Raw genomic sequence first — 22,265 nt, 5'->3', positions numbered from 1 at the left:
CCGCCGCGGCACGACACAATGGCCGCCGTGATCGAGACGGCGTTGGTGGAACTGATCGATCGCGCTACTGCCGAGTGCGCCGAGCAGCAGCGCGCCGATCTGCATGGCCGCCTGCGCCAGATCAGGACCAGAGTCCTCGACCCGACCCAGCTCGTGCTGGTCGTCGGGGAGTCGAAGCAGGGAAAGTCCGCCCTGGTCAACGCCATCGTGAACGCTCCCGTGTGCCCGTCCGGCGACGACGTCACCACGACCGTGCCGACCCTCGTGCGCTACGCCGACGAGCCCACCGCGCTGCTGATCGAGCAGGAACCCGCGCGCGGGCCGATCGCGCTGGACCGCACTCCGGTGCCGATCGACCAGGTCCGCGAGCACATGGAGCGCGCCGTCGCCAACGGCCGTCCGGTGACCCGGGGTGAGATCGGCATCCCCCGAGCGGTGCTGCAGAACGGTCTGGCTCTCATGGACACCCCCGGTGTGGGAAGCGTCTCATCTTTCCTCACCAGCACGACACTCTCCGTGGTCGCCGAAGCCGACGCGCTGCTGATGGTGTCCGATTCGACCCAGGAACTGACCACCAACGAACTCGCGTTCCTCAAGCAGGCCACCGCGCTGTGCCCGAACATCGCGCTGGTGATGCCCAAGATCGACCGGACCCCGCACTGGCGGAAGGTCCTGGAGGTCAACCGCAAGCACCTGAGCAACGCGGGCGTCTCGGCGAAGCTGTTCCCGGTCTCGGCCGACATCCGGATGCGCGCCATGCAGTCGCGCAACACCAACCTCAACGCCGAGTCGGGATTCCCGCAGCTGCTGGAGTTCCTGCAGACCGAGCTCGCCGGCCAGCACGAGCAGTTCACACGAAGGCTGGTGGCGCACAACGTCTCCGAGGCGCTGACCCAGATCAACGACTCGCTGCGCGCCGAGCTCGCCGCGCAGAACCCGCGCACCGCCGCCGAAACTCTGGTCGAGCTGGAGACCGCGCAGCGCCGGGCCGAGGACCTGCGCCGCATCTCGCAGCACTGGCAGAAGACGCTCAACGACGGCATCTCCGAGCTGTTCACCGACATCGAGTACGACTTCCGGGAACGCACCTGGGCGGTGCTGCACGAGGTCAACGAGATCTTCGAGGTCGCCGACCCGCTGATGATCTGGGACGACTTCATCCGGTGGATGCAGGCCCGGCTCACCGATGCGATCAACGAGACCTTCGGCTGGCTGGAGCAGCGCCAGCAGCGGCTCGCCGAGATGGTCGCCGAGCAGATGCCGCCGCAGCAGCTCAGCCGCCCGCCCGAGCTGAACCCGGTGCTGGCACCGGACCCCCTCGACGAGGTCCCCGGCCCGAAGCTGCCGACCGGCGCCGACTACAAGAACTCCGACAAGGTCCTCACCGGCCTGCGCGGTTCCTACGGCGGCGTGCTGATGTTCGGCCTGATCACCACGATGGCCGGGCTGCCGCTGATGAACGTCGTGTCGATCTCGGCCGGTGTGCTGCTGGGTTCCAAGAGCCTCAAGGAAGAGAAGGACATGCGGCTGCGCCGCCGCCAGACCGAGGCCAAGAGCAACGTGCAGCGGCACATCGAGCAGGTGATCTTCCAGGTCAACAAGGACTCGAAGGACACCATCCGCGCGATCCACAAGGCGCTGCACAAGCACTTCACCCGGATCACCGAGGACGCCCAGATGGAGATCAGCCAGTCCATCCAGGCGATCAAGCGCTCCGCGGAGCGCAGCGCGGTGGACCGCGACCAGCGGGCGCGGGAGATCAAGCAGAAGCTGGAGGAGATCACCGTGCTCCGACGGCGGGTCACCCAGCTCACGCAGAACCGGATCACCGCCGCATGAGCACCGAAGCACTGCTGGAGCGGGCCAAGGGCCTGCTGATGCGGACGATGACGTTCTACCGCGACGACCCGCGCACGTCGACGTGGCTGCGCGACCGCCTGGAACGGCTCGACCAACCCCTGCGGATCGCGGTCAGCGGGCGGGTGAAGTCGGGCAAGTCGACGCTGATCAACGCGCTGATCGGCACCGACCTGGCGCCCACCGACGCCGAGGAGCGCACCCAGGTCACGACGTTCTACCAGTACGGGCCGGAACCGAAGATCCTGGTGCACACCCCGCACGGCGCGGTGCAGAACGTCCCGGTGTCCACATTGGACTCGGCAACGATCCGGGACCTGCAGCACTGGCGCCCGGACGAGGTCTCCCGGCTGGTCATCGAATCCCCGACACCGGGCCTGCAGGCCATCACGCTGATCGAGACGCCCGGCGTGGCCTCGGCGGCCGTGCAGGAGACCGGCCGCTCCGCGCTCGCGCAGATCCTCTCCGAGTCCGACGCGGTGCTCTACCTGACCCGCTACCCGCGCCAGACCGACCTGCAGTTCCTGCAGTCGGTCAACGAGCTGCAGACCGCGCGCTCCGTGCCGATCAACACCATCGTCGCGTTCTCCCGCGCCGACGAGACCGGCGACGGCGGCGCCGATGCGCTGGCCGCCGCCGAGCGGATCGCCGACCGCTACCGCGCCGACCCGACGCTGAGCGCGTTCGCCCAGCACTTCATCCCGGTCGTCGGCCTGCTCGGGCAGGCGTCGTCGACGATGACCGAGGACGACTTCAAGATCCTCGCCTACCTGGCGCGGCTCTCCGACACCGACCGGGACACGCTGCTGCTGTCCGCGGAGCGGTTCATCAAGGCGGGCCTGGAGGCCGTGCCGTCGGAGATCCGGCAGCGGCTGCTGGAGCGCTTCGGCCACTACGGCATCGCGCGCTCGCTGGACCTGCTGCGCGGCGGGGTCGGCACGGCCCAGCAGCTGCAGCAGGAGCTGCTGGAGGCCAGCGGGCTCACGACCCTGCAGGAGACGCTGCACTCGCAGTTCGTGGAACGCCAGGACGCGCTGCGCGCCCGTTCCGCGCTGCTGGCGGTGGACATGGTGCTGCGCGCCAACCCGCGTCCCGGGGTGCAGCAGCTGCTCGGCGAGTTCGAGCGGGTGCTCACCAACGCCCACGAGTGGGACGAGCTGCGCGCTCTGTCCGCATTGGACTCCGGGCAGATCCGCTTCGCCCGCCCGCTGCAGGCCGAGGCCAAGCGGCTGCTCGGCGCCTCCGGGCACTCACCGCACGCGCGGCTGGGCCTGGACGAGACGGCGATGATCGCCGACGTCGCCGACGAGGCCACCGCCACGCTCTCCCGCTGGCGCGAGCAGGCCGTCAACCCGATGCTCGACCGCGCTCACCGCGACGCCGTCCGGACCGTCCTGCGCAGCGCGGAACGCGTGATCCTGCACCAGATCCAGAACCAGGGGAATCCGCAGCAGGCCGCCCAGGCCCAGCAACAAGCCCGCGCCGCCCAGGCGCAAGCCCAGGCGCAGGCCCAGGCCCAGGCGCAGGCGCAGGCGCAGCAGGCCGAGCGTGCCCGGCAAGCCGCCGAGGCCGAGCAGGCCAGGCGTGCGGCCGAAGCCGAGCAGGCCAGGCAAGCCGCTGAAGCGGAACAGGCCCGCCAGGCCGCGGAGGCCGAGCGGGCCCGGCAGGCAGCCGAGGCCGAACGCGCCCGGCAGGCCGCTGAAGCCGAGCAGGCCAGGCGCGCGGCAGAAGCCGAGCAGGCCCGCCAGGCCGCCGAGGCGGAACGAGCCCGTCAGGAGCAGGCCGCCGCCCAAGCCCGGCAGGGCGAGTGGTCGACCTCGGCGCGCAGCACGGACACCCCGGGCAAGACCCCTGCCACCCAGTTCTTGCAGCAGAACGACCACCCGACCGGGCGCCGAGCGCTCCGCGACGTGGGCACCAGCACGGGCCGCCGGCGGCGGGCCGAGCCGGAGCAGGGCGAGTCCCGCTCCCGCTCCGCGGTCAACCAGCCGACCGGCAGCCACGCGAAGCCGGACCCCGAGGAGTCCTCCCACTACGTCGATCCGACCCCCTCGGGCCGCCACTCCCGAGGCTGATCCGCCTCAGGACCGGTCCGAAGTCAGAGGGACAGGTCGCGGAGGGTGTGATGGAGCTGGTCGATGAGGGGCCGGCGGCGCGCCAGGAGGTCCGCTGCGGCCGGGTCCGGGGCGACCTGGGACTCGACGGCGACGAGCTCCGCTGCGTGGGCCAGCGAGTCGATCTCACCCAGGGCCCGCCAGGCCAGCAGCACCGCGCCCAGACCCGATCCGCCGCTGCCCTCGGCCAGGTCGAGGTTCATGTTCAGGGCGGAGGCGATGGTCTCGGCCCAGATGCGGCTGCGGAAACCCCCGCCGGTGGCGCGCACCGCGCGGACCTCGGCGCCGGATTCGGTGACCGCGTCGCGGACCAGGGCGAGCTGCTGGGCGACGCCCTCGATGACGGCGCGGGTCATCTCGGCGCGGCCGTGCGAGCGGCGCAAGCCGAGGAAGGCCCCGGTCAAGCCCGGTTCCCACCAAGGCGCGCGCTCGCCGAGCAGGTATGGCAGGGCCATCAGGCCATCGGCCCCGGCCGGGACCTGGGCGGCCTCGTCGAGCAGGTCGGCGACGTCCACGCCGAACGCCTCCGCGGCCCACTGGCCGGCGACGCCGCCGTTGCTCACCGCGCCGCCGATCACCCACAGGCCGTCGGCGATCGCGTAGCTGAAGGTGCGGCAGCGGTCGTCCACGCCGGGCTTGTCCCGGGTCACCCGCAGCGCGCCGCTGGTGCCCAGCGACAGCGCCGCCACACCGGGAGCCACCGCGCCCACACCGAGGTTGGCCAGCGGCCCGTCACCGCCGCCGAGCACGACCGGCAGCCCGGCCGGGAGCCCGACGGCCTCGGCGACCTGCGGCGCGAGCGGGACCGAGGCGGTCGGCTCGCGGAGTTCGGGCAGCTGCTCGGCGCGGATGCCCGCGACCTCCAGCGCGGGTTCGTGCCAGGTCAGCGAGTGCATGTCCTGCAGGCCGCTGCCGGAGCTCAGCGAGTGCTCGGTGACGAACTCGCCGGTGAAGGCGGTGACGACGAAATCCTTGAGCGCGCACCAGCGTTCGACCTCGCCGATGTCGGCTCCGCCCGAGGTCAGCCAGGCCAGCTTCACCATGACCGACTGGGTGTGCACGGGAGTTCCGGTCGCCCGGTGCAGCGCCGAGGACGTCTCCGGCTCGGCGCGCAGTCGCGCGGCGACATCGGCGGCCCGCGTGTCGGCCCAGTTGAACGCGCGCGTGGCGGGTTCGCCTCGGGAGTCCAGCCCGACCAGGGTGTGCATCGCGCTGCTGAACGACAGCCCGGCGACCTCGTGCCCCTGCTCCCGCGCCCACGCCGCGCAGTCGGCCAGCGCCTCGATCGCGGCCCGCAGCACCTCCGCGGCGTCCTGGGTGGCCTCACCCGACTCGTCGGTGCGCAGCGGGTAGCCGCGCTCGGTGGTGTGCAGCACCCGCGCATCGGTGCCTGCGGCGACGACCTTGGTGGCGGTGGTGCCGAGATCGACACCCAGAACGACCGGGACAGAGCTCATGCCCCGAACCTATCCGCCCGATTCGCACCCGTTCGGCCCAGGCGGCGTGCCCAGGATCACTCCCGCTTCGACGACCCGGTCCGCTTCCGGAGCACATCGAGATCGATCCGCAGGTCGAAGGGCTGCTCTGTCAGGAACACACCCGCCCCGTTGAAGATCTCCTTGTACACACCGTCGACGAGTACGTTCGCCGCCAGTTTCGGACGCGACTCGACGTCGAGGATCCAGTACGCCGGGATTCCGGCCTCGGCGTACTCGGCACGTTTGATCAGATTGTCGGAACGCTGCGATCCGGGCGAAAGCACCTCCACGGCCAGCGCCACATCCTGGCCGTACAGCTTGGTTCCGTCCTCCGCCCGATCCTCGCTCAAGACGACCACATCCGGAATCCGCACGGTCGGCGGATACCTCTCGGCGAGCACGATTTCCGACTCGGGAAGGGACGTCCAGCCCTCTGGCAAGACCTTGTCGAGGGCATGGGTGAGGCGTTTGATGACGAGTTGGTGGTAGCTGATGGCCTTCGGGGTCGCTTGGAGGACGCCTTCCTGGAGCTCGTAGCGCCGCGAGTTGTCCTCGGGGAGTTGCTCGAACTCCTCCAAGGTCATCAGGTGGTCGGGCCAGGTCATCACGGACATGCCTCCACTAATAGCCGCGCCGATCACGCGCTCCAAGCTCCACTGAGGACAAACCCACGTTCGAGTGCTCTTTGAATCCACCGCACAGCAACAATAAGGGCGCCCACCCCCTGTGGCCAGGAGGAAGGCGCCCTTGTCGTGCCGGTGATCAGGTCACTTGGCGAGGGTTTCGGCGATCTCGTAGGTGTTGAGGGCCGCACCCTTGCGGAGGTTGTCGCCGCAGACGAAGAAGTCCAGCGTGTTCGGGAAGTCCAGCGCCTGGCGGACGCGACCGACGTGGGTCGGGTCGCTGCCGACGACGGCCGCCGGGGTCGGGAACACGCCGTTGTCGTGGTCGTCGTCCAGCACGATCGTCGGCTGGTCGGAGAAGAGCTTGTGCGCCTGCTCCACCGACACCTCGCGCTCGAAGGTGGCGTGCACCGCCAGCGAGTGCGTGGTCAGCACCGGGACGCGGACGCAGGTCGCGGAGACCTTCAGCTCCGGGATCCCCAGGATCTTGCGGGACTCGTTGCGGACCTTGAGCTCCTCGGAGGTCCAGCCGTCGTCCTTGCGGGAACCCGCCCACGGGACCACGTTGAGCGCCAGCGGCGCCTTGAACGGGGTCTCGGCGGACAGACCGGCCGCGGCCAGGGCCTCGGCGACGTCACCGGCGCGGACGCCGAGCTGCTTGCCGGCCACCGCCTCCAGCTCCGCGTAGAGCCGGTCGATGCCGTCCTGACCAGCACCGGAAGCGGCCTGGTAGGAGGAGACGACCAGTTCGCGCAGACCGAACTCGCGGTGCAGCGCACCCAGCGCCGCCATCATCGACAGCGTCGTGCAGTTCGGGTTGGCGATGATGCCCTTGGGGCGCTCGTGCACCTTCTCCGGGTTGACCTCGGGCACCACCAGCGGCACCTCGGGGTCCATCCGGAAGGCGCCGGAGTTGTCGACCGCGACGGCACCGCGCGAAGCCGCCACCGGGGCCCACTCGGCGGAGATCTCGTCCGGCACGTCGAACAGCGCGATGTCCACGCCGTCGAACGCCTCGGGGGCCAGCGCGACCACGGTGTTGTCCTCGCCGCGGACGGTGATCTTCTTGCCCGCCGAGCGCTGCGAGGCGATCAGCCGGATCTCACCCCACGGCACCGAGTCGCGGTTGTTGATGATGTCGATCATGACCGTGCCGACGGCGCCCGTAGCGCCGACGATGGCGAGCGTAGGTGCCATCAGCGACCACTCCCCGCGTACACGACCGCTTCCTCGTCGCCACCGAGCTCGAAGGCCGCGTGCAGGGCCTGCACGGCGGTGTCGAGCTGGGTGTCCTGGATCAGCACCGAGATGCGGATCTCCGAGGTGTTGATGATGTCGATGTTCACGCCCGCGTTGGACAGCGCCTCGCAGAACGTGGCCGTCACGCCGGGGTGCGAGCGCATGCCCGCGCCGACCAGCGAGACCTTGCCGACCTGGTCGTCGTAGACGACCTCCTCGAAGCCGACCTCACCGGAGATCTTCTCCAGCTCCGCCACGGCGACCGCACCGTTGCTGCGGGCCACCGTGAAGGTGATGTCGGTCTTGCCGGACGCGGTGCCGGAGATGTTCTGCAGCACCATGTCGATGTCGATCTCGGCGTCGGCGACCACGCGGAAGATGCGGCCCGCGACGCCCGGGTTGTCCGGCACACCGCGCACGGTGACCTTGGCCTCCGACCGGTCGTGCGAGACGCCGGTGATCATCGCCTGTTCCACGGAAAGGTCCTCCACTGAACCGGACACTGTCGTGCCGGGCTTGGGCGAGTAAGACGAGCGGACGTGCAGCGGCACGCCGTAGCGGCGGGCGTACTCCACCGCGCGCAGGTGCAGCACCTTCGCGCCGGTCGCCGCCATCTCCAGCATCTCCTCGTAGGTGATGTGGTCGAGGTGCTTCGCGTCGGGCACGATGCGCGGATCGGCCGTGTAGATGCCGTCCACGTCGGTGTAGATCTCGCACACGTCGGCGTTCATGGCAGCCGCCACCGCGACCGCGGTGGTGTCCGAGCCGCCACGTCCGAGCGTCGTGATGTCCTTGGTGTCCTGCGAAACGCCCTGGAACCCGGCGACGAGCGCGACCTGGCCCTCGGCCAGCGCCTCCTGGACGCGGCCCGGCGTGACGTCGACGATCCGCGCGTTCTGGTGCGCCGAGGTGGTGATCATGCCGGCCTGCGAGCCGGTGAACGACTGGGCTTCCACGCCGAGCGACTCGACGGCCATCGCGACCAGCGCGTTGGAGATCCTCTCCCCGGCGGTCAGCAGCATGTCGAGTTCCCGCTCCGGCGGTGCCGGGTTGACCTGTTTGGCGAGGTCGAGCAGCTCGTCAGTGGTGTCACCCATCGCGGAGCAGACGACCACGACGTCGTTGCCCGCTTTGCGGGTCTCGACGATGCGTTCGGCGACCCGTTTGATGCGATCAGCACTCTCGAGTGAGGAACCGCCGTACTTCTGGACGACGAGCGCCACGTGAAACAAACCTCCTCGACCGCTGCGGCCGTCCCGGGCACGGGTTGTCCCCGTGCTGACACCGGGTGGACGAAGAGCAGTGGGACATCCGCTGGTGGGATGCGCCCTCCGCCCCGCGACCGGCGGGAGACAGCGTCGGTCGATCACGACCGAAACGGCCTTCTACCAGGTCGCTCCGCTGCCGGACTAGCCTACCGACCACTGGGGGTGAACCCCAATCACGAACGTCACGTCTACCCTGTTGGACGCGATTGTCGACAAGAGCGGAGCGTAGGGTTGTCCACCACGCAGGGCGCGCTGGAACCACCCCTGGGGGATACCGGAAACACTGCGGCTACGCAGCGGAAACAGCAGACGTCGCGAGTGAGCGGCGGCACGCGACCGGGTACACCGCAACAGCGTCGGATGATCATCGCGCTGACCCCGGCTGTGGTCTACCTCGCAATTCGGCTGGTGGGACTGCTCGTACTAGCTTGGCTCTCCGCAGTCAACGACGAATCTCTGCTGGACAACCTCAACGCCTGGGACGGGCAGTGGTACACCGAGATCGCCGCCCACGGCTACGGCGGCGTGAACCCGAGCATGGTGGACGGCTTCGGGCACCGGTACCCGGAGACCCCGCTGGCGTTCTTCCCCGGTTACCCGCTGCTGATCATGGCGATCGCGCTGATCCCGGGCGTGAGCACGATCGGCGCGGCGATCACCGCGAGCCTCATCTGCGGCGTCGTCGCCGCCTACGGACTGGCGCGGCTGGGTGAGCGGCTCGGCGGCACCCGCCGGGTCGGGCTGCTGCTGGTGGTGCTGTTCGCCGCGGCACCCATGTCGGTGGTGCTGTCGATGGCCTACTCGGAGGCGCTGTTCTGCGCGCTGTCGATCTGGGCGCTGATCGGCGTCGTCGAGCGCAACTGGCCGCTGGCCGGGCTGTGCTGCGCGGCCGCCGGGCTGATCAGGCCGACCGCCGCCGCCCTGGTCGGGGTGATCGGGCTGGCCGCGGTGATCGCGATCGTCCAGCGCCGGGACTCCTGGCGGCCGTGGCTGGCCGTGCTGCTCGCACCGCTGGGGATGATCGCCTACATCGGCTGGGTGGGGCTGCAGACCGGCAAGATCAACGGTTACTTCGAGCTGCAGGCCCGCGGCTGGTCGTCGGCGTTCGACGGTGGCGCGAAGACCGCGCAGTTCGTGGTCGAGGCGCTGACCGAGGACAAGTCGGTCTTCGAGACCTTCACGGTCTGGGTGGTGCTGGCGGCGATCGTGCTGCTGGCGCTGTGCGTCTGGCACCGGCTGCCGTGGCCGCTGGTCCTGTTCGCCGCCGCCGTGCTGGTGCTGGACCTGGGCTCGGACGGCCTGATGTACTCCAAGGTGCGGTTGATGTTGCCCGCGTTCCCGCTGCTCATCCCGGTCGCCATCGGTCTGAGCAAGCGCACTCCGGCCACGGCCGTCACCACAGCGGTGCTGCTGGTGTTCTTCGGCTCCTGGCTCGGTGCTTACTCGCTGACGGCGTGGCAGTACGCCATCTGACCCGTCCCGCCCGGCGTGCGGGTGGTGGAACCTCGGCGGCTGAGCTGCGAGGGTGGTCAACGCGGCTCCAAGTGCGAACTCCGCTGTCGGGAGGTTTTCGGTGACCGAACTGGACAAGACCGCGGACACCTCGGTTCCGCTGCACCCGCTGCTGGCGAAGCGCTGGAGCCCACGTGCGCTGGACCCCGCGGCGACGATCGACGACGAGCAGTTCACGGCGCTGTTCGAGGCCGCCCGGTGGGCTCCGTCATGGGGCAACACGCAGCCCGCGCGGTTCATCGCCGCCCGCCGCGGTGAGTCGACCTTCGACCGCATCCACGGCACGCTCTCGCGCGGCAACAAGAGCTGGGCCGGTGACGCGGCCGCGCTGGCGATCGGCGTCGCGCAGTCGATCAACTCCGACGGCGAACCGATGCCCTACGGCGAGTACGGGCTCGCGCTGGCCGCCCAGAACCTGGTCCTGCAGGCCGTGGCGGTGGGCTTGCACGCGCACCAGATGGCCGGGTTCGACCGCGACGCGGCCCGCGTGGAGTTCTCGGTCCCGGACGACTTCGAACCCATGGTGGCGATCGCGGTCGGCGACCTCGGCAACCTCGACGACATGCCGGAGCGCCTCGTGGAGAAGGAGCTCCGCCCCCGAGTCCGCAAGCCGCTCACCGACCTCGTCTTCACCGACTCCTGGGGCACATCCCTCTTCTGACCTGCGGTTTCGAGACACCTTTTCGAATTTCGCGCGAAATTCGAGTCCAGAACTTTCGACTCGAATTTCGCGCGAAATTCGAATTCCTCACCCGGCCGGGTGGCGCGAGAGGGCTAGGAGGCCTCCGACTCCTGGGATGACGGAGAGCCAGCGGGCTCGGGTCGGGATGGTCGTGAGGGCCATCGCGATGGTGATCAGGTAGGCCGTGCCGTGCAGCGGGCCGACCAGCGAGCTGACGCCCGGCGCGTGGATCGTGGCGAGGTTGAGCAGGAGGAGAGCCAGGGTCAGGACCTCGGCGGCCGCGGCGATCTTGAGCGCGCGCACGTCTCAGGCTCCCGTCGACGAGCCGGGGCGGATGATCATGAGCACGACCACGGCCGCCCACAGCAGGTTGAAGACGCCGGTGGTCGCGGTCAGGCGCTTGGCGAGAGAGGCGACCGGTTCGGTGAGCATCGCGGCCTGCGCGGGCAGGATCACCAGCGCCAGCAGGGCCGCCGCGATCACCGTCAGGACGATCGAGATCAGCAGCCACGGGTCTCCCAGGACGCCCATCTGCAGGCCGGTGGCCAGGCCGAACACCGGGACCGCGATGCCGGCCATCGCGTAGCCGCGGCAGATCCGGTGCAGCAGCCGGGCAACTCCGGAGTCCGGTTCGGCGCGGGCGTGACGGGGGAACAGCGAGGCGGCGACGGCGATCGGGCCGATCAGCACGATCGCCGCCAGGACGTGCACGGACAGCAGCAGCGCGGTCATCGCAGGACCTCCGGGGGTCATCGCGCACCAATAAGTAGCCAGACAATATATACCCTGCCTACCTTCACCCGATATGATGAGACGCATGAAGGCGGACGCGGTTCGAGGGCACCTGGACGGATTGCTGCTCGCCGTGCTCGAACCAGGACCGCTGCACGGCTACGCGATCATCACCGCGGTCATGAACCGCAGCGGCGGTGCGCTCGAACTGCGCACCGGGACCATCTACCCCGCCCTCAAGCGCCTCGAACGACTCGGCCTGCTGACCAGCAGCTGGGAATCGATCGGGGAACGGCGTCGGCGTTGCTACCGGCTCACCGACGACGGCAGGCGCAGCCTGGCCGGGGAGCGGGCCGACTGGCGGCGGTTCACCGCCACGATCGGCGCCGTGCTCAACCCCGGGAGCAACGCGTGAACGCGATCGAGAGCTACGTCGAGGAGCTCGCCGCCGAACTGCGCGGGCCCGCGCGCGTCAAGGCGCGCATGGTGCAGGAGATCCGCGACGGCCTGGCCGACACCGCGGCGGCGCGCGTCGAAGCCGGACTGCCTCCCGAGGAAGCCGTGCGGGACGCGGTGCGCGAGTTCGGCACGCCCGCCGAGGTCGCGCCCAGCTGCCAGCGGGAGCTCACCCTCGCCCAGACCCGGCACACCGCGTTCGCGCTGCTGGCGACCGTGCCGGCGCTGCTCGGCTGCTGGCACCTGGCGTGGACGGTCGGCCGCGATCAGGGCATCCCGCCGTCGCAGACCGCGCAGCTGCTGGCCACCATCGCCGGCACCGCCGCGGTCGTCGGCTTCGCCGCGCTGCTGATCACCCGGCGGCTCTCGGTGCCGGACCGGCTACCGCTGATCATGGCCTGGACCGGCACCGCCGCCAGCATCGCGATGCCGCTGACCACGATCGCCCTGGCCACCGCACTGCCGCTGGCGGACAACTGGCCGCTGCTGCTGATCATCGCCGCGGGCACCGCAGCCGCGCACTCGGCGCTGGCGAACTCGGCGAAGACGTGCCGGGAGTGCGCGGAACAAGCGCGCTGAACCGGTGGCGAAATCCCGGAATCGGCGGGAGTTCACCGGGAATACCCCCCACGGCATCCGACCGGAGCTGAACGGACCACAACGATGGTCCGGTCGCATTACGCCCACTTCCAATTTTCGGCAATTGATCACCGCTTCGGTTACATGTGGTTCTCTGATGCGGTATGACTTCACTCGTGTGGACGAGTATCAGAACGACCGCGGAAGCGCTTGATGACGCCGACGTGCTCGCTGGACTGCGCCTGCGCTACGACCTCGTCCCGGGAGTCATCCGCCTCGACGGCCACAGCGGTGGCCCGATGCCCCGCACCTCGCCCGCGCGACTGCGCCGGTTCGTCCAGCACCGCTGGGAACCGCGCAGCGGCCGCACCTCCGGTGAACCGGAGTGGCGCCGCGAGGCGCGGCTCGCGGCGGACGCCCTGGCCCCGCTGGTCGGCTCGGCCGCCGGCGAGCTCACCGTCGCCGAATCGACCTCGATCAACCTGTTCAAGGCCCTGGTCGCGGCCGCCGAGCTCCGCCCCGGACGGCCGGTGCTCGCCGTCGGACGCGACTGCTTCGGCATCGACCGCTGCCTCGCCCAGTCCGCCGCCGACCACATCGGCGGTCGGTTGCAGCTGATCGACGGCGTCGAGGACCTCGCCTCGCTGCCGCTGGAGACGATCGCGGTGGTCGCGCTGTCGCACGTGGACCTGCGCACCGGCGCCGTGCGCGACGCTGAACCGATCACCGCCCGGATCCACGGTGGCGGAGCGCTGACGTTGTGGGACCTCAGCCACTCGGCCGGAGCGCTGGACGTCGACCTGCACAGGTGGCGCGCGGACTTCGCGATCGGGTGCGGGCACAAGTTCCTGGGTGGGAGCACGACCGCGCCGTCCTTCGGCTTCGTCGCCGAAGGGCACATGGCGTCCTCCCCGACCGGCGGCCTGCGGCACCCGCTCGCCGACGGCTTCGCCGGGCCGGCCGCGACCCTCTCGGCGGCCGAACTCCGGGACGTGCTGGCCAACCTCGACGGTGTCCCGGTCGGAGCGCTCGCGGCGAAGACGTCGAGCCTGGTGGAACTGTTCCTGGAGCGCATCGGCGAGTTCTGCCCGGAGGCCGCGATCGAGGTGCGCACCGCCGGTTCCCCGCGCGGCGCCCAGGTCTGCCTGCGGCACGAGCAGGCGCAGCGCATCGCCGACCTGCTGTCGGACCGCAGCGTGCTGGTCGAGTTCGCCGAGCCCGACCTGATCCGCTTCAACTTCGCCCCGGCTTGGCTCTCCCACGTCGACGTCTGGCAGGCCGCGGAACGGCTGCACGCCACCCTCCACGAGATCGCCTGACTCCGATCACCTCGCCGCCATGTGGTGGTAGATCGCGTCGATCTCGGCGTGCAGGGAGTCCGGGCGGACCTCGGGATCAGCGCGCAGGCGGCGGTTGACCATGCGCATCGTGGAGACCAGGCGCTGCGCCTGCTGCAGGTCGGTGTCGCCGGCCCTGACGGCCTGCTCGGTGGCCGCGTCGACGACCCGCTCCAGCACGGCGATCGTCGGCCACCACGCCTCGGCCTCGTTGTGGCGGTCCGGGCTCATCAGCAGCTGCTGCAGCCGGGAGCGCAGGTCGGCGAGCTGCCGGTAGGTGCGGCGGCGCAACGCCGGACGCCCGTGCTCGGCGCCGGACAACGACCGGGAGAGGTAGTCGGCCACCGACTCGACGGCGTCGGCGACACCGTCCCGCAGCGACGGCCCGCCCCGCACGCCGCGCAGCAGGAACCCGACCACCAGCACGATCGCGCAGCCGACGAAGGTGTCCACCAGCCGGGCCGCGGGGTAGAACTGCGCTTGCTGGCTCATCTGCAGCAGCACCAGCGCCGTCACCACCGCGCTGAACAACCCGTAGTGCCTGCTCAGCGCTACCGGAAGCTTCCCGGCCAAGGCGACGATGAACGGCACCAGCCACCACCCGGCCGGCAGCAGCGCCAGCAGCGCCCACGCCACCAGCACACCCAGGATCGTGCCCAGCGCGCGCAGCACGGTCCGGGCGAACACCGATCCCGAGTTGGGGCGCAGCACCAGCGCGACCGTCAGAGCGATCCAGTAGCCCTGCTCGAAGCCCGCGAGCACGGCGAACCCCTCGGCCAACGCCAGGCACAGCAGCATCCGCAGCACCTGCCGCCAGGTCGTGGCACCGATGCTCAGCCGCTCCCGCTGCCTGCCCGGGGCCGGGGAGCGCTTGGCGTCGCGGAACGCGTCGACGAGCTCGGCGATCCCCTCGTCCAGCGCCCCGACCAGCGCGGATTCGGTCGGGCCCGGCTGGAATCGGGGCGGGATCTCGCCGGTGCGGACGCAGCGGGCCAGTCCTGCCAGCGCCTCACGGGTGCGCAGCGGCGGGGTGATCCCGGCGTGCGCGACCGACACCGCCGCCTCCACCACCGGGGTCGCGCGCAGGTAGATCAGGTGCAGCCGGTCGCGGACCCGGCTGCGCGACATCGAAGCGCCACCGATGAGCACGTCGTGCGCGGTGTCGAGCGCCTTGGTCAGCCGCTGCCGGGCGGTGATCGTCTCGCCGGGCCCGAACATCCGCAGGATCGCGGTGAAGATCTCCGCGACCGCGTCCCTGGCCGGGGCCGTTCCGCGCACCGGCCAGGTCGCCGCCGCCAGCGCCAGGACCAGCAGTTCACCGGCCAGGAACCAGGCGACCTGCTCGTGCAGCGCGAGCACCGGGGAGCGCTGGCCGGTCGCCACCACGCAGAAGGTCAGCATGTGCGCGCCGCCGGAGGACCACAGCTCCCCCAGCCTGCTGGCCAGCACCGACGGGACGGACACCGCCAGCACGGCCACCACCGCCCACAGCGGGTCGGGGGCGGCGGCGCCGGCGGCGAAGCCGATCGCGCCGAGCACCACGGCGATCGCCAGGCGCCGCAGCCGGAACCGGTAGGAGCCGGTGACGTCGGAGAAGCTCGCGCACAGCGCGCCGACCGAGGCCAGCACGGCTTCGTCGGTGCTTCCGGTGAGCAGGCCGACGACCTGCGGGACCCCGACGCCGACGGCGGCCGCGACGACGCGGGTCCAGTCGGTCGGGATGGCGATCGGGCGCAGCATCCGCCGCAGCCAGGGAGGTGCTTCGAGTCTCGGGAGCGCGCCGCTGGTCAACCGCAATCCCTTCGGGTCGCCGGGGCCTGCGCTCCACGCCGAGCGACCGGGGGTCACCCCGATCCTGCCAAGCAGGGCTGCCGCGGCGGTCTCCGCGAAGACGGGATCACACGACGGTGTGCGTCACACCGCCAACGCCGATTCAGCGCAGGGCGGCGAGGATCCGCCGGGCGATCGAGGTGATGACCAGCCAGAACAAGGCTGCGATGCCGTAGTTGAGCAGGACCGCCAGCTGCGGGTCGGCCGGGGTGAACAGGTCCTGGAAGCCGAGGGCCAGCGGATCGGCGACGGAGGCCACGAACCGGGTGATGCCGTTGTCCGGATTCGCGCTGCCGATGGTGAGGATCACATGGATCGCCAGCAGCGAGGCGCACACCAACCCCGCCCAGCGCACCACCAGGATCAGCGCGTCGACGAAACGGCTCCATCCGCGTCGCAGGTCAGCGCGTCGCACGCCGCTCTCGCGGGCCCCGGTACGAACTTCCTCGGTCACGATCACAGTGTTGCACGAGAACCGGCGAAATCGGGAGGCTCGTTCGCCCGCGAACGGCCGTCCGGTCCCACGATCTGGAAAGGCCGCTTGCGTTGCGGGCCCTTGTTGCGGTTAGCCTTGCTCCGTGGCTCGCGTTCTCCTGCTTCGCCGCCGCGACGGGGTCTCCTAGACCGGCCCCTCGTCGCGGGGTACGAACGCGCCGGTCTCCCATGCAGTCCGAGAACCGGTAAGCGACCAGGAGAACGCCTCTCATGAGCAGCAACAACCCCGACGCGCAGGCCCCGTTCACCGGCCGTGTGCGCAAGCCGTCCAAGCCCGCGCCCGCCGGTCAGCCGTCGTGGAACCCCCAGCGGGGCAGCTCGATGCCCTTCCACCGGTACAAGCCGTTCCACGAGCTCGTCGAGGACGTGTCGCTGCCCGACCGCACCTGGCCGGACAAGCGGATCACCCAGGCCCCGCTGTGGTGCGCCGTCGACCTGCGCGACGGCAACCAGGCGCTGATCGACCCGATGTCGCCCGCCCGCAAGCGCCGCATGTTCGAGCTGCTCGTGCAGATGGGCTACAAGGAGATCGAGGTCGGGTTCCCGGCGGCCAGCCAGACCGACTTCGACTTCGTCCGCGAGATCATCGAGGACGGCGCCATCCCCTCCGACGTGCGCATCCAGGTGCTGACCCAGTGCCGCCCGGAGCTGATCGAGCGCACCTTCCAGGCCCTGGAGGGCGCGCCGAAGGCCATCGTGCACATCTACAACTCGACGTCGATCCTGCAGCGCCGCGTGGTGTTCCGCGAGGAGCGCGAAGGCATCAAGAAGATCGCCAAGATGGGCGCCGAGCTGGCCCTGGAGCTGGCGGGCAAGTACCCGGACACCGACTTCCGGTTCCAGTACTCGCCCGAGTCCTACACCGGCACCGAGCTGTCCTACGCGGTCGAGGTGTGCGACGCGGTCACCGAGATCTTGCAGCCCACCCCGGAGCGGCCGGTCATCCTGAACCTGCCCGCCACCGTCGAGATGGCCACCCCGAACGTCTACGCGGACTCCATCGAGTGGATGCACCGCAACCTGGCCCGCCGCGACTCGGTGATCCTGTCGCTGCACCCGCACAACGACCGCGGCACCGGCATCGCCGCCGCGGAGCTGGGCTACCAGGCCGGCGCCGACCGCATCGAGGGCTGCCTGTTCGGCAACGGCGAGCGCACCGGCAACGTCGACCTGGTCGCGCTGGGCATGAACCTGTTCAGCCAGGGCATCGACCCGCAGATCGACTTCTCCGACATCGACTACGTCAAGCGCACCGTCGAGCACTGCAACCAGCTGCCGGTCGCCGAGCGGCACCCGTGGGGCGGCGAGCTCGTCTACACCGCGTTCTCCGGCAGCCACCAGGACGCCATCAACAAGGGCCTGAACGCGCTGAGCGCCGAGGCCGAGAAGGCGGGCCGGTCCGTCGACGAGCACCCGTGGGAGGTCCCGTACCTGCCCATCGACCCCAAGGACGTGGGCCGCAGCTACGAGGCCGTCATCCGGGTCAACTCGCAGTCCGGCAAGGGCGGCGTGGCCTACGTGATGAAGACCGAGCACCAGCTGGAGCTGCCGCGCAAGCTGCAGATCGAGTTCTCCAAGGCCGTGCAGGCCCACACCGACGGCGAGGGCGGCGAGGTCAGCCCGGCCGACATGTGGACGGCGTTCTCCGCCGAGTACCTGGAGGCCGACGCTCCGCTGAAGCTGGTCCGGCAGAGCTCGTCGGGTGAGTCCGGCGACGAGACGATCACCGCGTCGGTGGTCGTGGACGGCGAGCAGCGCGAGATCACCGGTCGCGGCAACGGGCCGGTATCGGCGTTCGTGGACGCCTTGAGCACCGTGGGCTACGACATCCGCGTCCTGGACTACCACCAGCACGCGCTCACCTCGGGCGACGACGCGCGCGCCGCGGCCTACCTGGAGTGCGCCGTCGGCGACGACGTCTTCTGGGGCGTCGGCGTGGACACCTCGACGATCGCGGCCATGCTCCGCGCAGTCGTCTCGGCCGCCAACCGGGCCTCCCGCTGACCCGACCCGGCCGTCCCCGGCTCGGCTAACCCGATTACAGCCGTAATCCGGCACCCGAATACGGCGGTGTTCCGGGTCCTGATTACGGCGGTATTCCGTTCACCACCCGGATTACCGCCGTAATCGGGGGACCGATTACCGCCGTATTCCGGTCATCACCGTGCTGGGGTGAGGGGGTTCTGCCGAGGGGTGGTTCTGGCCGGGAGGGTCAGGTGGATTGGGCCGGTTCCGGTTCTTCTGCTGCTTCGGCTCGTTCCACCCGCTTCTGGATGATGCGGGTGCTCCACCAGGCGAAGGCGACGGCGATGACCAGGCCGATCCACGAGAAGCGGTGGAACCACTGCCCCGCGACCAGGCCGAACCCGTAGGACAGGGCGGTCACCAGGCCCGCCCACGCGATGCCGCCGGTCGCGTTGGCCAGCAGGAACTTGCGGTAGGGCATGCCGAGGCTGCCCGCGAGCGGCCCGGCGAGGATGCGCAGGATCGCCACGAACCGGCCGCCGAAGACCGTCCAGGCTCCCCAGCGATCGAAGAGCTTCTCCGCCTGGGCCAGCGGCTTGGGGCCGAAGTGCTTCGGCAGCTTGGTGCCCAGCCAGGTCAGCAGCTTGCGGCCGAAGCGCTTGCCGACGGCGTAGCCGATCGAGTCGCCGACGATCGCCCCGATCGAGGCGAAGGTGGCGAGCAGGATCGGGTTGACCACCCCGTGCGAGGCCGCGACACCGGCGCTGACCAGCAGGATCTCGCCGGGAAGTGGGATTCCCACGCTCTCCAGCCCGATGATCCCCGCGACCACCAGGTAGATCACCCCGGCTGGGATCGTGTTCAGCCACTCGATCATGGGAATCCGTTCTGGTCGGGGGCAAGCGCAGTTCGGCTCCTGCAAGGGTACGGACTGCCGCTCGACCGCCACCGGGCACCGGGTGGCGGGTGGCGGGAAATCGCCGGTCACGGGCACAACTCCGGTAACAGGGCAGAGCGGGCGGGACCCGGGGATCCATTAGCCCGCACGGCCCATCGGCCGAGCACGACCCTCACGCTAAATCGGGGAACGGACTCGACCAAAGTCGGTATTGCCCGGCGCCGCGAACGGGCATCATGGACGCACGTCGCAGGGATGCAGGCACCTCCCCTGGGGGAGAACTAGTTGAGGAGAAGCGGCGCAGACGGGGGAAACGTCGGGGCACGGCCGCTTCTCCTCTTCTACCCCCAGCAGACCATCACTCGAACGGTCTATGAAACTTGATGTTCGAGAGTTCGCACGGTTCAGTGATGTGGCTATGTGGCCGACCGAAGATCCGACGGAGCAGCTGCGGTGGCGCATCGAGTGCGCCACGTCGAACGGCTGCGGGAACGTGACCGTGCTGGTCATGGGTGACCGCGTCGGCGTCGTGCTACCGCCCGGGGACACCCTGATCTTCACCGCGGAGGAAGCCGAGAGCCTCGCCTACCTGGTGGAGAAGGCGATCGGCTACGCATCGGTGCCGAGATGAGCCTGATCGACACCGATCTGAGCTTCGATTCCCGCGATCCGCGCTTCCCCGTGCCGGGCGGCCCGCTGAGCTGGTCGGTGCAGGTGTTCACCACCACCAACGGCTACGGCCTGCGGCCCGCCGAACCGCTCGTCGACGCCGGTCGCGCGCACCTGCGCACCGGCTACGCCGCGCTCGGGCAGCAGCGCACCGTCGACGCCGGTGTCGTCGACGTCGAGGTCGCGCTCCGGGACGGCGTGCTGAGCTGGTCGATCACCGCGGAGCACACCGAGCCGATCAAGGCCGTCAAGCTGCTGCTGCGCGGTCTGCCGGAGCGGCAGCTGAACGCCGGCTGGTGGGCGCCGAACACCGGCCGCTCGCACAGCCACCACGAGCGCTTCCAGCTGGAGTACCCGGGCCCGGACTGGGCGACGCCGTGGGTCGCCGTCGGCGCGGAGACCGACTGCTCGCTGCTGAGCGTCCGGGACCCGTCGGTGCGCAGGCACGTGCTGCACGTCAACACGCCCGCCCACTCCCCCGAGCCGATCGTGGAGCTGCTGCACGTGCCCGCCGCGTCGGCGCGCGGGACGACGTGCCGGGTCCCGGAGGTCCGGCTGCGCCAGGACGCCTCGTCGCCGGACCAGGACCTGGACGAGCACCTGCGGTTCGTCGAGGAGGCGCACGGCCTGCGGCCGTGGGAGTCCCGGCCGGACGTGCCCGGCTGGCTGCGCGACACCGCGCTGGTGGTGACGCTGCACGGCCAGCACTGGACCGGCTACGTGTTCAACACGTTTCCGCAGATGAGCGAGGCCCTTCGCTTCATCGCGCAGCACATCGCCCCGCATCGCGTGCTCGCCTACCTGCCCGGCTGGGAAGGCCGCTACTACTACGCCTACCCGCGCTACCGGCCCGGTGCTGATCTCGGCGGCGACGAGGGGTTCGCCGAGCTCGTCCGCACCGCGCACGAGCTCGGGTTCCGGTTGATGCCGATGTTCGGCGGGCACGGCGCCAACGTCGCGCAGTACCCCGACTGGGAGCGGGCGGTGATGCGCAACGACACCGACCGCTACGCGGAGCTGCTCAACCGCCCCGACTGGGACTCCGACCGCTCCGGCGAGGGCGACCAGGTCTTCCTCAACCCCGCCGAGCCCGGGTTCCGCGCGCACCTGGTGGAGTCGATCTCCGCTCTGGTCGACGAGTTCGGCGTGGACGCGGCGTTCCTGGACACCGTGGGCTACTACTTCAACGACCCCCGCCACGACGTGTTCGACGGGTACCGGCTGCTGGTCGAGGAGCTGCACCAGCGGCATCCGGGGCTGGTGCTGGCCGCCGAGGGCTGGTGGGACGCGCTCAGCGCGCTGTTCCCGTTGAGCCAGCAGTGGTTCGGCACCGACCGCGACCTGCGCCGACCCCGGGTCCTGTCGCGCTACGCCCGCACCACCGGCCACCTCGCCGAGGGCACCCCGGGCCCGGGCAGCACGGGTGTGCACGAGAAGGGCTACATCCCGAGGCCGCCGGACGTGGTGCGCGAAGGCCACCTGCCCGTCGTGGGCGTCGTGGACGGCACGCTCGCCGAGCACGGCGAACAACTCGCCGCGATCTGCCGCTGGGCGGCCGCCCGCTCACCCCGGTGAGTTGGCCTCGGTCCGGGCGCGGGCCTCGGCGGTGAGCGCGTCCAGGGCGACCTGCACGGCCGGGCGTTCGGTGGCGCCCTTGCGGGAGACGACCTCGATGTTGCGGCCCGCGCGGACCCCGGCGAGCGGACGCATGACGAGCTGCGAGCTGTTCACCGTGTACCTGGGCAGCAGCGCGATGCCGTGACCCGCGGCGACGAGCGCTTCGGTGACCCGGAAGTCGTTGATGCGCTGGACGACCGTCGGCCGCACACCGGTGCGCACCGCCAGCGAGCGCAGCACGTCGTCGACCGGGAAGCCGATGTCGACGCTCAGCCAGGGTTCGCCGACCAGCTCGGTGAGCTCGACGCGTTCGCGGCCGGCCAGCGGGTGCCCGAGCGGCATCGCCACGTCCAGCGGCTCGCGCAGCAGCGGCGTGACCGCGACCCGCTCGCCGTCGTGCGGCGCTGCCTGGTCGTCCCGGTGCGTGACGACCAGGTCGAAGTCGGCCGTGAGCCGGGGGACCTCCGACGGCACCATGTCGACGTCGCGAGCCTCCAGCCGGACCGCCGGGTGCTCGGCGATGCGCCGCAGCACGCCCGGGAGCAACAGGAACGCACCGGAGGGGAACAGCGCGACGCGCACCACGCCGCGCGGCGACGAGCGGTAGGTGTCGAGTTCGGCCTCAGCCCGGTCCAGCGCGGCCAGCACCTCATCGGCGCGGGTGGCCAGCGCCCAGCCGGCGTCGGTGAGGCGCAGGCCACGTCCGGCCGGTTCGGTCAGCCGCACCCCGACCTCGGCTTGCAGGGCCCGGATCTGCTGCGACACCGAAGAGGGCGTGTAGGACAGGGCGTGGGCGACCGCGGTGACCGTGCCGCGATCGGCCAGCTCGCGCAGGAGTCTCAGCCTGCGAACGTCCATAGAGGAATATTACACAGTACCTGCACATAGTATTGCTTGTGCTTCACAGATGGCCC

At 70.5% G+C, this 22,265-nt stretch carries 20 protein-coding genes; 10 read left to right on the top strand and 10 right to left on the bottom strand.

Annotated elements, in window-relative coordinates; all coding sequences use genetic code 11:
- The first annotated feature begins 27 nt into the window (after window positions 1-27).
- Both KBO27_RS31610 and KBO27_RS31605 read left to right on the top strand, forming a co-directional pair.
- The gene (locus tag KBO27_RS31610; protein WP_132673347.1) at window positions 28-1,839 is read left to right on the top strand and encodes a dynamin family protein; all 1,812 of its coding nucleotides are present in this window, start codon (window positions 28-30) and stop codon (window positions 1,837-1,839) included.
- Window positions 1,836-3,932, top strand: a complete 2,097-nt coding sequence (locus tag KBO27_RS31605) for a dynamin family protein (RefSeq protein ID WP_210973521.1) — start codon at window positions 1,836-1,838, stop codon at window positions 3,930-3,932. Before KBO27_RS31610 ends, KBO27_RS31605 begins: the two co-directional genes overlap by 4 nt.
- Before the next feature lie 23 nt (window positions 3,933-3,955).
- On the opposite strand, the gene KBO27_RS31600 is transcribed toward KBO27_RS31605, so the two are convergent.
- The 4 genes from KBO27_RS31600 to KBO27_RS31585 form a co-directional block, all read right to left on the bottom strand.
- Window positions 3,956-5,428: a gluconokinase gene (locus tag KBO27_RS31600; RefSeq protein ID WP_210973520.1), complete on the bottom strand. Its 1,473-nt coding sequence runs from the start codon at window positions 5,426-5,428 to the stop codon at window positions 3,956-3,958.
- Window positions 5,429-5,484: 56 nt separating this feature from the next.
- Window positions 5,485-6,054 (bottom strand): Uma2 family endonuclease, encoded by a 570-nt coding sequence (locus KBO27_RS31595; RefSeq protein ID WP_246538654.1) that lies wholly within the window; start codon window positions 6,052-6,054, stop codon window positions 5,485-5,487.
- Window positions 6,055-6,216: 162 nt separating this feature from the next.
- Window positions 6,217-7,269, bottom strand: coding sequence for an aspartate-semialdehyde dehydrogenase (locus KBO27_RS31590; RefSeq protein WP_210973519.1), 1,053 nt, complete (start codon window positions 7,267-7,269; stop codon window positions 6,217-6,219).
- Window positions 7,269-8,534, bottom strand: coding sequence for an aspartate kinase (locus KBO27_RS31585; protein WP_132673341.1), 1,266 nt, complete (start codon window positions 8,532-8,534; stop codon window positions 7,269-7,271). Before KBO27_RS31585 ends, KBO27_RS31590 begins: the two co-directional genes overlap by 1 nt.
- Before the next feature lie 405 nt (window positions 8,535-8,939).
- Here KBO27_RS31585 and KBO27_RS31580 point away from each other — a divergent pair, with 405 nt between their 5' ends.
- Together KBO27_RS31580 and KBO27_RS31575 are read left to right on the top strand one after the other, a co-directional pair.
- The gene (locus tag KBO27_RS31580) at window positions 8,940-10,052 is read left to right on the top strand and encodes a putative hexosyltransferase (RefSeq protein WP_246538650.1); all 1,113 of its coding nucleotides are present in this window, start codon (window positions 8,940-8,942) and stop codon (window positions 10,050-10,052) included.
- 109 nt (window positions 10,053-10,161) lie between these two features.
- Window positions 10,162-10,752, top strand: a complete 591-nt coding sequence (locus KBO27_RS31575) for a nitroreductase family protein (protein ID WP_210973565.1) — start codon at window positions 10,162-10,164, stop codon at window positions 10,750-10,752.
- A gap of 87 nt (window positions 10,753-10,839) precedes the next feature.
- Here KBO27_RS31575 and KBO27_RS31570 read toward each other — a convergent pair whose 3' ends face one another.
- Window positions 10,840-11,076, bottom strand: coding sequence for a hypothetical protein (locus KBO27_RS31570; RefSeq protein ID WP_210973517.1), 237 nt, complete (start codon window positions 11,074-11,076; stop codon window positions 10,840-10,842).
- A 3-nt stretch (window positions 11,077-11,079) separates the two neighbouring features.
- Window positions 11,080-11,505, bottom strand: a complete 426-nt coding sequence (locus KBO27_RS31565; protein WP_210973516.1) for a DUF2269 family protein — start codon at window positions 11,503-11,505, stop codon at window positions 11,080-11,082.
- Window positions 11,506-11,590: 85 nt separating this feature from the next.
- Here KBO27_RS31565 and KBO27_RS31560 point away from each other — a divergent pair, with 85 nt between their 5' ends.
- From KBO27_RS31560 to KBO27_RS31550, 3 genes are all read left to right on the top strand, one after another.
- Window positions 11,591-11,920, top strand: coding sequence for a PadR family transcriptional regulator (locus KBO27_RS31560; protein WP_210973515.1), 330 nt, complete (start codon window positions 11,591-11,593; stop codon window positions 11,918-11,920).
- Entirely contained in the window at window positions 11,917-12,540 is a 624-nt protein-coding gene (locus KBO27_RS31555; protein ID WP_210973514.1) for a permease prefix domain 1-containing protein, read from the top strand. The genes KBO27_RS31560 and KBO27_RS31555 overlap by 4 nt, the downstream gene beginning before the upstream one ends.
- Window positions 12,541-12,764: 224 nt before the next feature.
- The gene (locus tag KBO27_RS31550) at window positions 12,765-13,859 is read left to right on the top strand and encodes an aminotransferase class V-fold PLP-dependent enzyme (RefSeq protein WP_307870729.1); all 1,095 of its coding nucleotides are present in this window, start codon (window positions 12,765-12,767) and stop codon (window positions 13,857-13,859) included.
- Window positions 13,860-13,865: 6 nt separating this feature from the next.
- On the opposite strand, the gene KBO27_RS31545 is transcribed toward KBO27_RS31550, so the two are convergent.
- Together KBO27_RS31545 and KBO27_RS31540 are read right to left on the bottom strand one after the other, a co-directional pair.
- A complete protein-coding gene (locus KBO27_RS31545; RefSeq protein ID WP_307870728.1) occupies window positions 13,866-15,725 on the bottom strand; it encodes an FUSC family protein in 1,860 nt (619 codons plus the stop codon).
- Window positions 15,726-15,810: 85 nt separating this feature from the next.
- Complete coding sequence (locus KBO27_RS31540; protein ID WP_210973513.1) at window positions 15,811-16,161, bottom strand: hypothetical protein; 351 nt, start codon at window positions 16,159-16,161, stop codon at window positions 15,811-15,813.
- 251 nt (window positions 16,162-16,412) lie between these two features.
- On the opposite strand from KBO27_RS31540, the gene leuA reads away from it, so the two are divergent.
- The gene (leuA, locus tag KBO27_RS31535; RefSeq protein WP_210973512.1) at window positions 16,413-18,206 is read left to right on the top strand and encodes a 2-isopropylmalate synthase; all 1,794 of its coding nucleotides are present in this window, start codon (window positions 16,413-16,415) and stop codon (window positions 18,204-18,206) included.
- 208 nt (window positions 18,207-18,414) lie between these two features.
- Here leuA and KBO27_RS31530 read toward each other — a convergent pair whose 3' ends face one another.
- Complete coding sequence (locus tag KBO27_RS31530) at window positions 18,415-19,044, bottom strand: DedA family protein (RefSeq protein WP_210973511.1); 630 nt, start codon at window positions 19,042-19,044, stop codon at window positions 18,415-18,417.
- 439 nt (window positions 19,045-19,483) lie between these two features.
- On the opposite strand from KBO27_RS31530, the gene KBO27_RS31525 reads away from it, so the two are divergent.
- Together KBO27_RS31525 and KBO27_RS31520 are read left to right on the top strand one after the other, a co-directional pair.
- The gene (locus KBO27_RS31525) at window positions 19,484-19,696 is read left to right on the top strand and encodes a hypothetical protein (protein ID WP_246538646.1); all 213 of its coding nucleotides are present in this window, start codon (window positions 19,484-19,486) and stop codon (window positions 19,694-19,696) included.
- Entirely contained in the window at window positions 19,693-21,309 is a 1,617-nt protein-coding gene (locus tag KBO27_RS31520) for an alpha-amylase family protein (RefSeq protein ID WP_210973510.1), read from the top strand. The genes KBO27_RS31525 and KBO27_RS31520 overlap by 4 nt, the downstream gene beginning before the upstream one ends.
- Here the strand turns inward: KBO27_RS31520 and KBO27_RS31515 are convergent.
- Entirely contained in the window at window positions 21,298-22,209 is a 912-nt protein-coding gene (locus tag KBO27_RS31515; protein WP_210973509.1) for a LysR family transcriptional regulator, read from the bottom strand. The genes KBO27_RS31520 and KBO27_RS31515 overlap by 12 nt on opposite strands.
- Window positions 22,210-22,265 lie beyond the last annotated feature (56 nt).

The sequence above is a fragment of the Saccharopolyspora endophytica genome, assembly GCF_018070075.1.
GTDB classification, from domain to species: domain Bacteria; phylum Actinomycetota; class Actinomycetes; order Mycobacteriales; family Pseudonocardiaceae; genus Saccharopolyspora; species Saccharopolyspora endophytica.
This window is presented reverse-complemented; position numbering and strand designations above follow the sequence as displayed.

Coding starts and splice junctions, on each gene's coding strand:
- KBO27_RS31605 (WP_210973521.1), top strand. CDS start 1,836: ATGAGCACCGAAGCACTGCTGGAGCGGGCCAAGGGCCTGCTGATGCGG.
- KBO27_RS31600 (WP_210973520.1), bottom strand. CDS start 5,428: ATGAGCTCTGTCCCGGTCGTTCTGGGTGTCGATCTCGGCACCACCGCC.
- KBO27_RS31595 (WP_246538654.1), bottom strand. CDS start 6,054: ATGACCTGGCCCGACCACCTGATGACCTTGGAGGAGTTCGAGCAACTC.
- KBO27_RS31590 (WP_210973519.1), bottom strand. CDS start 7,269: ATGGCACCTACGCTCGCCATCGTCGGCGCTACGGGCGCCGTCGGCACG.
- KBO27_RS31580 (WP_246538650.1), top strand. CDS start 8,940: ATGATCATCGCGCTGACCCCGGCTGTGGTCTACCTCGCAATTCGGCTG.
- KBO27_RS31565 (WP_210973516.1), bottom strand. CDS start 11,505: ATGACCGCGCTGCTGCTGTCCGTGCACGTCCTGGCGGCGATCGTGCTG.
- KBO27_RS31560 (WP_210973515.1), top strand. CDS start 11,591: ATGAAGGCGGACGCGGTTCGAGGGCACCTGGACGGATTGCTGCTCGCC.
- leuA (WP_210973512.1), top strand. CDS start 16,413: ATGAGCAGCAACAACCCCGACGCGCAGGCCCCGTTCACCGGCCGTGTG.
- KBO27_RS31530 (WP_210973511.1), bottom strand. CDS start 19,044: ATGATCGAGTGGCTGAACACGATCCCAGCCGGGGTGATCTACCTGGTG.
- KBO27_RS31525 (WP_246538646.1), top strand. CDS start 19,484: ATGTGGCCGACCGAAGATCCGACGGAGCAGCTGCGGTGGCGCATCGAG.
- KBO27_RS31520 (WP_210973510.1), top strand. CDS start 19,693: ATGAGCCTGATCGACACCGATCTGAGCTTCGATTCCCGCGATCCGCGC.
- KBO27_RS31515 (WP_210973509.1), bottom strand. CDS start 22,209: ATGGACGTTCGCAGGCTGAGACTCCTGCGCGAGCTGGCCGATCGCGGC.